Origin of the sequence: Moraxella sp. 179-F 1C4 NHS (genome assembly GCF_045370505.1) — a bacterium.
Taxonomy (GTDB): Bacteria; Pseudomonadota; Gammaproteobacteria; order Pseudomonadales; family Moraxellaceae; genus Faucicola; species Faucicola tetraodonis.
The window spans coordinates 61,759-75,220 of the sequence record NZ_JBIQEC010000002.1; the positions used below are offsets into that span (position 1 = coordinate 61,759).

Genomic DNA, 13,462 nt, shown 5'->3' on the forward strand with positions numbered 1-13,462 from the left:
AGCGATTAATGCAAAAACTGTCCGCAGCAGCGTTTGTATTTCTCACCACTACCACAGGGGCAAGGCTGCTTTTGGGTAACTTGCATGGTGACTGTTGGGTCTAGAAAATACCAACGGTTTATGCGACCGCTGGGGATATTGACGAAGGTAGAAAGTTCATGATGCGCATCCTTGCCAGTGATTGAGTGAAAGAATGCGTTAAATTCCACTTGAGCGTGGCGTTTGCCAAGTTTTGCTAGATGGTTGATGACTTCAAGTCCTGCCCAATCAGTCTGCTGCGCCCAGTCGCTAATCGCTTGAGTGTCGAGCAGCGGCTGCTGAAAAGGCGCGGTGGTGGCAACGATATATTCGACATGTTGAAGCACAAATGCTGCGTACCGAGCGCGCATTAGCTGTGCTGCGGTATCGGCGAATTTTTGCCCCATATGCAGGGGCGCACAGCAATCAGCATAAGACAGTGTAGAGCCACACGGGCAAGGTGACGTATGTCTCATGTTAATGAATGTTCGGTAGGTTGATGGCGGTAGGCAAGATATTTTTCTTTAAAATAAGCCAACTAATCGGGTCTTGTAGCGTCTGCCAAAATAATTTAAATGGCGGGGCAAACACAATCAGGGCAGCCAACACGGCATATAAACCCAAATACCAGCCTACTTGATCGAATTTAAACACTTTAAACGCGGTACCAAAAGATTTTTTGACACTCAGCCCTAACAGGTTGACGCTAAACATCTCATCTAATAGCAAATGAACAATGGCGCCAAACATCAAAAACAGCCCCAAAAACCAACTGATAACAGCGCCTTGCTTAAACCCATAAAAGCTAGCGTACACGAGGGTCATCGCCATAATCCCCAGATAGGGAATCGAGTGCACGATACCGCGGTGAACCGTCAATTTGCTATATAAATTAAACACACCGTAGCGCATCAGCAAATAAGATGCTAACCACAATCCTGCCAATGCAACCAACGAAAACTGCCCGACACACAAGATAACAATAAAAAATGCGCTCAACAGCGATACGACATTAAATCCTACGGTCGCGGGTACCGAGTGGTCCAAATCAATATCGGGCAGCAAGCCACCAATGGTACCAGCCACCACACACATCAAATATTCAGGCGCGGTCAGCATCCCTGCTTTATAAATCACCAAGCCAGTGACGCCACTTGCGACAAAAGCCACGCTTATGTGGGTGTTAAAATTTGCCATAGTCTTCGCCCAGTTTCCCAATAGCTTAAAATCAGCGAGTCAAAACTCAAGTGGTAAAATCCCGAGTAGTAAAATTTAGTGGCTTAAATCAAGTAGCTAGAATCAAGTAGCTAAAAGCAGATAGCCAAAAAATTATTTATCCCATACGCAATTGCGCGCTCAATTATATGCTAATTTTGATGACAAAGCGTCAACTGAGCGCAAGGAAAATTGATTTTGTGGGGTGGAGCATGCGGCATGGAGAAAAGCAAAACATTGTAAGCTATGCAACCTATTTAACCTAGGATGTGGCAAGGCAACACTACATACCACAAAAGCCTACAACAAACAGACAGCAAAAAAAAGCCATCGTCCGTCAGACAATGGCTTTTTTAAAATAAGTGGCGTCCCCACGGGGATTCGAACCCCGGTTACCGCCGTGAAAGGGCGATGTCCTAGGCCTCTAGACGATGGGGACGCAATCGCACGAGGTGCTCTAAGCAGACTTAATAGTGGTGGAGCTAAGCGGAGTCGAACCGCTGACCCCTTGCATGCCATGCAAGTGCTCTACCAACTGAGCTATAGCCCCATTTTTGGGAATTATTTAGACTGCTTTGCCTAAGAGTGCGCGTATTTTATTGAAAACTGATTTTGCTGTCAAGATGATTTTTGCCTAAAAACACAAAATTTTTATCCATTCTTGCTATAATGATGCCTGCTTAATGTTGCCTTCATATAACGACTGTAGATTAGTTATATTTTGTTATTTTGTCTAAAATTATAAGGATAGCCCATGTGGTTGGTAAATTTTATTTTGCATATCGGTGATCATTTACAAGAGCTGGTCAACAACTATGGTAATTGGATTTATGCGATTTTGTTTGCCATTGTGTTTTGCGAGACGGGTCTGGTGGTGTTGCCATTTTTGCCCGGGGATTCGATGTTGTTTGCCGCAGGCACCATTGCCGCAGTGGGCGATATGAATATCTTTGTGCTGATTGGTTTATTGATTGTAGCGGCAGTATTGGGCGATTTTGTTAATTTTGAGATTGGCAAACACTTTGGGCAAAAGTTATTTTCCAATCCCAATTCCAAGATTTTTAAGCAAAGCTATTTGCAAAAAACCCACGATTATTATGAAAGATACGGCGGACGCACCATTATTATTGCCCGTTTTATTCCCATTGTACGCACTTTCGCGCCGTTTGTAGGCGGGATGGGTAACATGAATTATGCCCAGTTTGCTCGCTATAACATCGTTGGCGCGGTATTATGGGTCGTATCTTTTACCACGCTAGGCTATTTTTTTGGTCAATTACCCTTTGTCAAAGAACATTTTTCGTGGATTATGATTGCCATTATTGTGTTTTCGGTGGTACCAATGATTGTCGAAATCATTCGCCATCGCAAGGATAAATAATCGAATGAGTCTTCAAAAATAACGCTAACTGCCAAAGTCAATCTAGCATTTAGCGTTGCCTTCCAAATTTATATTTTATCAGCCACCTATCATCGCTAGGATTCAATTTATAAAACTTTGATAGTCGGCTATAATAGCCGCTAATTTGAAATTTTTGTAAAATTGAGAAATCCATGTCAAAAGTCCGCACCCGTATTGCCCCAAGCCCCACAGGCTTTCCCCACGTTGGCACCGCCTATATCGCCCTATTTAACCTTGCCTTTGCCAAAGCGCATGGCGGCGACTTTATCCTACGCATTGAAGACACCGACCAAACGCGCTCCACCGCGCAATCTGAAAAAATGATTTTGGACGCCCTGCGCTGGGTCGGTCTTGACTGGGCAGAAGGTCCAGACGTCGGCGGTCCACATGCACCGTATCGCCAAAGCGAACGCAAAGACATCTACAAACAATACGCCGAAGAACTGTTGGACAAAGGTCATGCGTTCCGCTGTTTTGCCACAGCCGAAGAGTTAGATCAAATGCGAGCCGAACAAATGGCGCGGGGTGAAACCCCAAAATATGACGGTCGCTATGCGAACCTTTCCCGTGAACAATCGGACAAGCTCGCCGCCGCAGGCAAACCATTTGTCATTCGCATGCGTGTGCCAGACGAGGGTGTATGTAAATTTGACGATATGCTACGTGGAGAAGTCGAGATTCCTTGGTCACAAGTGGATATGCAAGTGCTACTTAAAACCGACGGTCTACCAACCTACCATTTGGCAAACGTGGTCGATGACCATTTGATGCAGATTACCCACGTCATCCGTGGCGAAGAGTGGATTAACTCTGCCCCAAAACATCAACTGTTGTATAAATATTTTGGTTGGGATATGCCCGTACTCTGTCATATGCCACTGCTTAGAAACCCCGACAAATCCAAACTATCCAAACGCAAAAACCCAACGTCTATCACTTATTACCGTGATGCAGGTGTATTGCCAGAAGCCTTGCTTAATTATTTGGGACGGATGGGCTATTCGATGCCAAATGAAGCCGAAAAATTCACGTTGGATGACATGATTGCCAGTTTTGACATCAAACGGGTGTCGCTTGGCGGTCCGATTTTTGACGTGGAAAAACTCACTTGGCTCAATGGCGAATGGTTGCGCTCACTGTCACCCGAAGCCTTAAAAACCAAAATCCTCGATTGGGCAAATGACAGTGAAAAACTCACCGCGATTGCCAAAGCCATTCAGCCACGCATTAACTTGTTGTCGGATGCGGTGAATTGGTCGGGCTTTTATTTCCAAAACTTGCCAACGATTAGTGAGGTGGACTTTGAGCATAAAGTGTTATCCACTGAGCAAACCGTGGAGATTCTACAACTTGCGCAATGGCAGTTAGAAACCCTGCCTGTATGGACGGAGGAGAATATCCAAGCGGTATTGTCTGGTTTGGCAGGCGAGATGGGCATTAAGTTGCGTGATTTTATGTCGCCATTTTTTATTGCCATCGCAGGTAGCAAGTCAAGCACGCCTGTGATGAATTCAATGTATTTGATTGGGGCAGATATGACATTGCAGCGCCTGCGTCATGCCATTGAGGTGTTGGGCGGTGTCAGCAAGAAAAAAGCGAAAGAATTGGAAAAACGTCATAAAGCATTACCAAGCTTTTTGACCCAATAAGCTTAATTATTTTGTATAAAAGTCCGTCGCTGTGGCGGGTTTTTTATTTTAACAAGAGTAACCTAGGTTCATGCTAAATAACATGAATAAACCTAACAAAAATGGTATCATACCTAGCAAAATTCAGATTCTAATTTTTACAATTTAAAGGTAATCATCATGGCAAATCTTCAAAACGAACTCGCCCAAGTACAGCATATCAGCGGTGAACTACACACCAATGCCCACGCCAAAATCGGTATGGTGGTAGGACGTTTTAACAGCTTTGTGGTAGAAAGTTTGGTCAGCGGCGCGATTGATACCTTACTGCGTCATGGTATCGCAGGTAGCAATATTACTGTCGTGCGTGTACCGGGTGCTTGGGAAATTCCACTGGCGGTTGCCCGTATGGCACAAACTGATAAATTTGACGCTATCATCGGTTTAGGCGCGGTGATTCGTGGTAGCACGCCGCACTTTGATTTTGTCGCTGGTGAATCTGCCAAAGGCTTAGGCGCGATTGGGTTGGATTATGACGTGCCTGTCATTAATGCAATTTTGACCACAGACAGCATCGAACAAGCCATTGAGCGCTCTGGCACCAAAGCAGGTAACAAAGGCTCAGAAGCAGCCATGGTCGCGCTTGAGATGATTAACGTGTTGGGTCAAATTGACGCACAAATGGCTGGTGAATAAGGTAGCGATATGACTGATAATTCAACCCAAACCACACCACAGCAGGCGAGTCAAGACAACGCCGTCAATTATAAAACCAGCCTGACCGCGATTCGTAAAGCACGCCGTTTTGTGGTGCAAGGGTTATATGAATGGCTGTTGACAGGTAACCCATCGCACGAAATCGAAGCCCATACCCGCAGTGAGAATGCCATGCACACGGTGCATTTGGGCTATTATCACGAGCTACTGAGCAAAATCATTGAGCAAAGCGATGACTTAATCGCCTATATCGACAGCCTACTTGATCGCCCTTGGACACGTTTAGATAAAGTTGAGCAAGCGGTACTGCTTGTCGGTGCGTATGAGATGAAGCAGCACTTAGAAGTGCCTTACAAAGTAGTGATTGATGAAGCGATTCAGCTCAATACCCATTTTGGCTCATCAGATGGCTATAAAATGATTCATGTGGTGATGGATAAAATTGCCAAAGACGCGCGGATGCCTGAAGTAGAGGCAGATGCCAAAAAAGCCAAAACAGAGGATGCGCCGCAGCCGCCATTGCAAGCGACCACCGAAGAAGAAAAATAATACCGTAAAGGGCGTAGCCAATACGCCCTTTTATGCTCGATACGGATGGCTAAGATGTCCGAATTTTCTTTGATTTATCAACATTTTCAACACTGTACACGCAACAATCCTTTGACCCAAGTGGGTATTGGGGATGATTGCGCGATAAGCAGTATGCCAAGTGATTGCGAACTGGTGAGCTGTATTGACACACTGGTTGCAGGTCGACATTTTCCCCTATCAACATCCGCTTATGCCATCGGCTATAAATCGGTCGCGGTCAATTTATCCGATTTGGCAGCGATGGGGGCGACGCCCTATGCGATATTGCTGGGTATTAGCTTGCCCGCTAAGCTTGCACAGGATGACTGGCTCAAACCATTCGCCCAAGGTATCGCGGACATTTGCAACCGATTTGATGTCGAGCTTATCGGTGGCGATACCACCCAATCAAACACCTTAACCATCTCTGTCACTGCACTGGGGTTTGTGCCAACTGGGCAAGCTATTACCAGAGGGGGCGCAAAAGTCGGTGATATCATCTGTGTGAGCGGTGAAATTGGCTCAGCAAGTTTTGCCTTACAGCAGATTTTAAACGCTGAAAAATCTGAGCAGCACGATATCGCTTTACAACCAATCGCTTTACAGCCGACACTCGATTTACCTGTTCCGCAAGTTGAGCTCGGACAAAAATTACGTGGGTTCGCCCATAGCATGATTGATATTTCAGACGGGCTAGGGCAGGATTTGGGTCATATTCTAACCGCATCACAGGTGGGCGCGGTGGTTGATTTGGCCAATATTCCAACGCATCCACGATTACAAGCCTTACCAAATGCTGATAAGTGGCAACATCAGCTCAATGGTGGCGATGATTATCAGCTGTGCTTTACTATGAGTGAGCAAAATTTTGTCAAATTTAATCAACAGTTTTCGGATAAAATTTTTGCCATTGGCAAAATTGTCACAGAAAACGGCTTGAGGCTGACTTATAATAACCAACCAATTGAATTTTCAATCACTGGCTATCAGCATTTTTAGCCAAAGAACGCCCTATGACTCAACTGCATAAACCCGACGTCCGTAAAGCCAATGTTTGCCCGCCTTGTCCGCCAACCGCGAGCGTTTGGGAAAAACTGATTTATTGGCTCGGTATCGGCTTAGGCTCAGGATTGCCAAAGCGCGCTGCTGGGACGTGGGGCACAGTGGGCGGACTGGTGGTTGCCATTCCGATGTTATGGCTGGGGTTTTGGGGGTTTTTGGCGGTTACGGTAGTGGGCGCTCTAGTCGGTAGTTATATCTGCGGTAAAACGTCTGATTTGATGGGTGTACACGATGACCCACATATCGTATGGGATGAATGGGTCGGCATGTGGGTGTCACTCTTGCCAATTTTATGGCTGCATTTTTACGATGATGCTTTATTGCAAGGTCATCAGTTAAGTTTACTGCTACTATACTTTGCTGCATTTGTCGCGTTTCGTTTTTTTGATATTTTAAAACCCTTTCCGATTAAATGGGTGGATAAAAATGTGAGCGGCGGTTTTGGTATTTTGATTGATGACATTTTGGCGGGGCTGATGGCAGGGGTTGTGCTAATAGTCTTTGTGAGTGTGCTCGTTACTTATGTTTAACCTGTTGTATCATTAAAATTAGTTTAAAAAAGAATAAGGAATTCCCATGACCAACTTAACCACCATCATCATGGCAGCGGGCAAAGGCACTCGCATGAAATCGAGCAAGCCAAAAGTCCTACAACCGCTGGCAGGCAAGCCTTTGCTACATCACGTACTCGCCACTGCCAAACAATTGGGTAGCCAAAAGAATATCATTATCTATGGTTTTGAAGGTCAGCAAGTCAAAGATGCCTTTGCCGATGAACAAATTGACTGGGTCGAGCAAGCTGAGCAATTGGGCACGGGTCACGCGGTGCAAATGACTTTGCCGGTGTTGCCTATGGATGGGAAAAGCTTGATTTTATCAGGGGATGTGCCACTTATTGGCGTCGATACCTTAGAGAAATTGGCAAATACAGACAGCCGTTTTGCCATGCTGACCCTAAACTTAGCCAACCCGTTTGGTTTGGGTCGTATTGTGCGTGACAACAACCAAGTAATCGCCATTGTCGAAGAAAAAGATGCCAACGATGAGCAAAGAAAAATCACTGAAATCAATAGCGGTGTGTACTGTGTCGCCAATGATATTTTGCATCAATATCTCAATAACTTGACCAATAACAATGCCCAAGGCGAATATTACCTGACCGATATCGTCAAAATGGCGGTGGACGATGGCATCGAAATCGCCACCGTATCACCGACCCATCAGTTTGAAATCGAAGGCGTGAATGACCGTCTGCAGTTGGCAAATCTAGAGCGTACTTGGCAAACGCATCAAGCCCAAGCGCTGATGCAACAAGGGGTACATTTGATTGACCCAAGCCGTTTTGATTTACGCGGTTCGCTCAAAGTTGGTAGAGACGTGCAAATTGATATTAATGTCATCATTGAAGGTGACTGTGAGCTAGGTGATAACGTCAAAATCGGCGCAGGTTGTATCATCAAAAACAGCAAAATCGCCAGTGGCACTGTGGTGCAACCTTACAGTCTATTTGACAATGCGGTAGTAGGCGCAGACAACCAAATCGGTCCATTTGCCCGTCTGCGCCCCAATGCGGTCACTGACAAAGAGGTGCATATCGGTAACTTTGTGGAGCTTAAAAACACCCAAATGGCAAGCGGCGCTAAAGCCAATCATTTGGCGTATTTGGGCGACGCCACCATTGGACAAAAGACCAATATCGGCGCGGGCACCATCACTGCCAATTATGATGGCGTCAATAAGTTTAAAACCGAAATCGGTGACGAGGTCAGAATTGGCTCAAATGCGGTGCTAATTGCCCCTGTAACCATTGGTGACCGTGCCACCATTGGCGCTGGTAGTGCAATCAGTAAAGCCTGCCCTGCCGAAAAACTGTCTATCGCCCGTGGTAAACAAGTCACGATTGAAGGTTGGCAACGTCCTGAAAAAAAATCTTGATATTTGAATTTTTGCCTAAATTTAACAAATTCTTGCTTAATACCATAAACTTGCTTTATACGATAAAGCCGTTTGGTTAAGCAACAATAAAACAATCTAACGACTGTGTAAACGGGGGGATTGTTTTTCACAGCAGTCAAATTTGATTGCTCACACCAAAAACTGGATACTAAGGAACAGTTATGTGCGGTATCGTTGGCGCCATTCGTGCGCAAGACAATGTGGTAGATTTTTTAACCGATGGCTTAAAACGCCTAGAATATCGGGGTTATGATTCATCGGGTATTGCGGTGCAAACCAATGAAGGACTCAAACGCGTGCGCCGAGTGGGGCGTGTTGCCTTGATGGAAGCCGCTGCCAAAGAGCGTGGCGTCTACGGTCACACCGGCATCGGTCACACTCGCTGGGCGACCCACGGCGGCGTCACTGAGCCAAACGCGCATCCGCATATCTCGGGGGATTTGATTTCGGTAGTACATAACGGCATCATCGAAAATTTTGAAGCCGAGCGCGCTCGCCTTCAGCAAAATGGCTATCGTTTTGAGTCACAAACCGACACTGAGGTCATCGCCCATGCAGTGCACCAGCACTACGTACAAAACGGCGGTGATTTATTCAATGCAGTAAAAGCGGCGACCCAGCAATTTCATGGTGCGTATGCGATTGCGGTGATTGCCAACGATATGCCACAAAACATGGTGGTGGCGCGTATGGGCTGTCCATTACTCATCGGCTTAGGTGAGCATGAAACCTTTATCGCATCGGATGTCTCAGCAGTTGTCGCCTTTACCCGTCAAATCATGTATCTGGAAGATGGTGATATTGCCCAGTTAACCGCAGATGGCGTGGCACAAATGATTGACAAACAAGGCAATCCAGCGACCCGCAAAGCCACCACGTCGCAAGTGTCCTTAGCGTCTCTTGAACTAGGGGCTTATAGCCACTTTATGCAAAAAGAAATCTATGAGCAGCCAAAAGCAGTGTCAGATACTGCCGAAATATTTTTGGATGCCGGGTTTATCGCCGAAAATTTTGGTGAAAATGCTGAAGCCGTTTTCAATGATATCGACAGTATTAAGATTCTTGCCTGTGGCACGTCGTATTATGCTGCCTCGACCGCCAAATATTGGTTGGAAAGTATTGCCAAAATTGCCACCGATGTCGAAATCGCTAGCGAATACCGTTATCGTGAGGTAATTGCCAATCCAAAACAATTGATTATCACCATCTCGCAATCAGGGGAAACGCTAGATACCATGGAGGCGCTAAAATACGCACAATCCATCGGTCATAAACATAGTCTATCCATCTGTAACGTGATGGAATCCGCCTTGCCTCGCGCCAGTGAGCTAGTAGTCTACACCCGAGCCGGTGCGGAGATTGGGGTCGCCTCAACCAAAGCCTTTACTACCCAGTTAGTGGCTTTATTTGGTTTGGCGGTGACACTCGGTCGTGTGCGTGGCTATGTGGATGAGACTAAACTGGTCGAATACACCAATGCGCTGCGCAGCTTGCCCAATGATATTCAATATGCGCTCAATCTTGAGCCACAGATTAGCAGCTGGTCAAGCAAATTTGCTGATAAGCCAAGCGCGCTGTTTTTGGGACGTGGTATTCATTACCCGATTGCATTAGAAGGCGCATTAAAGCTCAAAGAAATCACCTATATCCATGCAGAAGCCTATCCCGCTGGCGAGTTGAAACACGGTCCACTGGCATTGGTTGATGAAAACATGCCTGTGGTGGTGATAGCGCCAAATGACACCCTACTTGATAAAGTCAAAGCCAATATGCAAGAAGTATCGGCGCGTGGCGGTGAGTTATTTGTATTTACCGATCTTGACAGTGATTTTTCCGATAGTGAAGGCGTACACGTGATTCGTACCCCACGTCATATTGGCGTGTTATCGCCCATTGTACACACCATTCCCGTACAGTTGTTGTCTTACCATGTTGCGCTTGCCAAAGGTACAGATGTTGATAAACCCCGTAATTTGGCCAAGAGCGTCACGGTCGAATAAGCTAAGCTGACACAAAAAAACCGCTAATCATTAGCGGTTTTTTTGTGGACAAAGTATTAAGAAGGGTCATCATCGTAGGTATAATAGCTATTTGCGGTTTCATCGAAGCTGTCGATACGCTCAGGGTAATTGCCTTCATTAAAGCGCTTTTCGTTGTGGTCATGGGTGTGACGCACATCGTGATTGTAAGCAATTAACGCCTCGTTATTTGCCAAAAAGCTATCAGGATTTGCCATGACCCACATTTGGTTAAAAACATCTGAGCGCGCCGACAGATTCAGTAAAACGCCAGGTTCCGTAAAATAATAAAACTTGGATAATAGCTTAATCTGCCCATTTTCCAGGCGTCTGGCAATATGATACGCTTGTAAATCTTTTGGGTGGTGTAAACCCACTGCACCGACAATCGCTGCCAATGATTTAAGCGTATTTTTATGAAAATTATAGACCCGCTGTGCCTTGTCAGGAATATGTAATGCCCGCTGACGATAGGGGTCTTGGGTGGCAACCCCAGTTGGGCATTTGTTGGTGTGGCAGGCACGTGATTGGATACAGCCCACCGCAAACATAAAGCCACGCGCGGAGTTACACCAATCTGCACCCAGCGCTAGCATGCGAGCGATATCAAAGGCAGAGATGATTTTACCACTGACACCGATTTTGATTTTGTCACGCACCCCCGCACCCACCAGCGTATTGTGCACAAGCAAAAAACCATCGAGTAGCGGCATGCCAACATTATCCATAAACTCAACAGGCGCAGCCCCCGTGCCACCTTCTGCACCATCAACCACGATAAAATCAGGGTAATTATCTGTTTCAATCATGGCTTTGACAATCGCCATAAACTGCCAAGGCTGCCCGACACACAGCTTAAAACCAACCGGCTTGCCCCCTGATAATTCACGCAGTTGTTGCCAGAACTGCACCATCTCACGCGGGGTAGTAAAGGCTGAGTGGCTCGCTGGGGAAACGCAGTCTGCATCCATCGGCACATCACGGGTTTCGGCAATTTCGGGGGTGATTTTTTCCTTGGGCAATACTCCGCCTTTACCAGGTTTCGCCCCTTGCGACAGCTTGATTTCAATCATTTTGACTTGCTCAATGCGTGAGCGTTCAGCGAATTTTTCGGCGCTAAACGTGCCATCGTGATTACGGCATCCAAAATACCCGGTACCCAGCTCCCAAATCAAATCGCCGCCATGTTTTTTATGGTACGGACTAATCGCACCTTCACCGGTATCATGAGCAAATCCACCGAGTTTTGCACCCTGATTGAGCGCTTCGATTGCCGCGGCTGACAGGCTGCCAAAACTCATGGCAGAGATATTAAACACTGACATCGAGTAGGGCTGTAGACATCGTTCACCGCCCACCAGAATACGAAAATTGGTTTCTTTGAGGGGATAGCTAAGGGTGGATTGTAAAAACCATTCTTTGCCAGACTGGTATAGATTTTCTAACGTACCAAAGGCATTGGTATCACTGACGTTTTTGGCACGTTGATAGGCAAGCGCACGTTGCTGGCGCGAAAACGGCACGGCGGCTTGGTCATCTTCAATCAGATACTGGCGCAGTTCAGGTCGGAACTCCTCCAATAGATAACGAATATGTCCCGAAATTGGGTAGTTACGCAAGACGGCATGGTGTACTTGCATCAAATCATAAATGCCCACCACAAAGCCTACCAGACCAATCACTATCAGCCACCATTTGAGTAGCACAATCCCCAGGGCAAGGATAGCAAAGGCAATGGCAAACACGCTGTAGCGAAACACAACGCCTTGCAAATAGGGCTCTTTATGGGTAGGAGTTACCGTGATATCAGTGCGCTTGTCAACCATGACAATCTTCCTTATCAGATAGGATCGCAGACAAAATGATCATCGCAAATTTGTTGTTATTTTAAATGTCGGAGGGGTAATGCGATGGCAAAATGGTCAATCACTTGTCAGCAATGTGGTGTGACAAGTGATTGTGTGATTAAAATTGTGTGATTAAGCTTGAAGGGCAGCGGCGTGGTGAGCAAAATGGTCAGCGATAAAACTACTGATAAAATAGTAGCTATGGTCATAACCGTCCTGCATACGTAGCGTCATCGGATAATTAGCATCTTTGGCAGCTTGCGCAAAGAGCTCAGGTTTGAGCTGCTCAGCCAAAAACTCATCCCCGCTACCTTGGTCAATCAATAGCGGTAATTTTTTACCATGCGCCGACTGCTTCATCCACGCTAAGCTATCGTAGTTTGCCCAGGTGCTTTGGTCATCGCCTAAATAAGCGCTAAAGGCTTTTTGTCCCCAAGGCACTTGTGACGGTGCGACGATGGGGGAAAAAGCCGATACGCTAGCATAGCGCTGGGGATTGCGTAGGGCAATCATCAGCGCCCCATGTCCACCCATACTATGACCAAAAATACTGCGCTGGTCACTGGCAAGGAAGTGCTGTTCGATTAGGTTAGGCAATTCATCGACGATATAATCATACATCTGAAAATGCGTTGCCCAAGGCGCTTGGGTGGCATTGACATAAAAGCCTGCTCCTTGCCCCAAGTCATAAGCGCTGTCATCAGGCACATCGTTACCGCTTATATCGACACCCCTAGGACTGGTATCGGGTGCCACCACAATCACGTTGTGACGACTGGCATACCCAGCAAACCCAGATTTTTGAATAAAGTTTTGCTCAGTACAAGTCAGTCCTGATAGCCAATACAGCACCGCACATTTTTGAGCTGTGGTGTCAGTGGCTTCATGGGCGATAGCTTTGGGTGGCAAATAGATGGCAAATTTCATCTCCGTGTGTGTGGTCGCACTGGTATGCTGCCACACTTGTAGGTCACCACCGTGCAATTTATGCGATTCAACTTTTTTCATGGTGAATTTCCCATTCTTTTT

General features: G+C 46.3%; 12 protein-coding genes and 2 tRNA genes. 8 read left to right on the forward strand and 6 right to left on the reverse strand.

Going from position 1 to position 13,462, the window contains the following annotated elements:
• Positions 1-5 precede the first annotated feature (5 nt).
• From ACH0AB_RS01310 to ACH0AB_RS01325, 4 genes are all read right to left on the reverse strand, one after another.
• A complete protein-coding gene (locus tag ACH0AB_RS01310; protein ID WP_159676771.1) occupies positions 6-494 on the reverse strand; it encodes a YchJ family protein in 489 nt (162 codons plus the stop codon).
• A gap of 1 nt (position 495) precedes the next feature.
• Positions 496-1,215, reverse strand: a complete 720-nt coding sequence (locus ACH0AB_RS01315; RefSeq protein WP_128681523.1) for a metal-dependent hydrolase — start codon at positions 1,213-1,215, stop codon at positions 496-498.
• 381 nt (positions 1,216-1,596) lie between these two features.
• A tRNA-Glu gene (locus tag ACH0AB_RS01320) sits at positions 1,597-1,672 on the reverse strand.
• Positions 1,673-1,707: 35 nt separating this feature from the next.
• Positions 1,708-1,783, reverse strand: a tRNA-Ala gene (locus ACH0AB_RS01325).
• Positions 1,784-1,987: 204 nt separating this feature from the next.
• On the opposite strand from ACH0AB_RS01325, the gene ACH0AB_RS01330 reads away from it, so the two are divergent.
• From ACH0AB_RS01330 to glmS, 8 genes are all read left to right on the forward strand, one after another.
• Positions 1,988-2,614 (forward strand): DedA family protein, encoded by a 627-nt coding sequence (locus tag ACH0AB_RS01330; RefSeq protein ID WP_060994646.1) that lies wholly within the window; start codon positions 1,988-1,990, stop codon positions 2,612-2,614.
• Positions 2,615-2,787: 173 nt separating this feature from the next.
• Positions 2,788-4,284 (forward strand): glutamate--tRNA ligase, encoded by a 1,497-nt coding sequence (gene gltX / locus ACH0AB_RS01335; protein ID WP_406876865.1) that lies wholly within the window; start codon positions 2,788-2,790, stop codon positions 4,282-4,284.
• A gap of 159 nt (positions 4,285-4,443) precedes the next feature.
• Positions 4,444-4,959 (forward strand): 6,7-dimethyl-8-ribityllumazine synthase, encoded by a 516-nt coding sequence (gene ribH, locus ACH0AB_RS01340; RefSeq protein ID WP_007115135.1) that lies wholly within the window; start codon positions 4,444-4,446, stop codon positions 4,957-4,959.
• A gap of 9 nt (positions 4,960-4,968) precedes the next feature.
• Entirely contained in the window at positions 4,969-5,529 is a 561-nt protein-coding gene (nusB, locus tag ACH0AB_RS01345) for a transcription antitermination factor NusB (protein WP_406876866.1), read from the forward strand.
• A gap of 54 nt (positions 5,530-5,583) precedes the next feature.
• Entirely contained in the window at positions 5,584-6,549 is a 966-nt protein-coding gene (thiL, locus tag ACH0AB_RS01350) for a thiamine-phosphate kinase (RefSeq protein ID WP_406876867.1), read from the forward strand.
• A gap of 14 nt (positions 6,550-6,563) precedes the next feature.
• Positions 6,564-7,142, forward strand: coding sequence for a phosphatidylglycerophosphatase A family protein (locus ACH0AB_RS01355; protein WP_062333543.1), 579 nt, complete (start codon positions 6,564-6,566; stop codon positions 7,140-7,142).
• A 46-nt stretch (positions 7,143-7,188) separates the two neighbouring features.
• On the forward strand, positions 7,189-8,547 hold the full coding sequence (gene glmU, locus ACH0AB_RS01360; RefSeq protein ID WP_406876868.1) for a bifunctional UDP-N-acetylglucosamine diphosphorylase/glucosamine-1-phosphate N-acetyltransferase GlmU: 1,359 nt from the start codon (positions 7,189-7,191) through the stop codon (positions 8,545-8,547).
• 182 nt (positions 8,548-8,729) lie between these two features.
• Positions 8,730-10,568 (forward strand): glutamine--fructose-6-phosphate transaminase (isomerizing), encoded by a 1,839-nt coding sequence (glmS, locus tag ACH0AB_RS01365; protein ID WP_406876869.1) that lies wholly within the window; start codon positions 8,730-8,732, stop codon positions 10,566-10,568.
• Positions 10,569-10,624: 56 nt separating this feature from the next.
• On the opposite strand, the gene ACH0AB_RS01370 is transcribed toward glmS, so the two are convergent.
• Both ACH0AB_RS01370 and fghA read right to left on the reverse strand, forming a co-directional pair.
• Entirely contained in the window at positions 10,625-12,412 is a 1,788-nt protein-coding gene (locus ACH0AB_RS01370) for an FMN-binding glutamate synthase family protein (protein ID WP_406876870.1), read from the reverse strand.
• Positions 12,413-12,565: 153 nt separating this feature from the next.
• Positions 12,566-13,441: an S-formylglutathione hydrolase gene (gene fghA / locus ACH0AB_RS01375; protein WP_406876871.1), complete on the reverse strand. Its 876-nt coding sequence runs from the start codon at positions 13,439-13,441 to the stop codon at positions 12,566-12,568.
• Between the last annotated feature and the right edge of the window lie 21 nt (positions 13,442-13,462).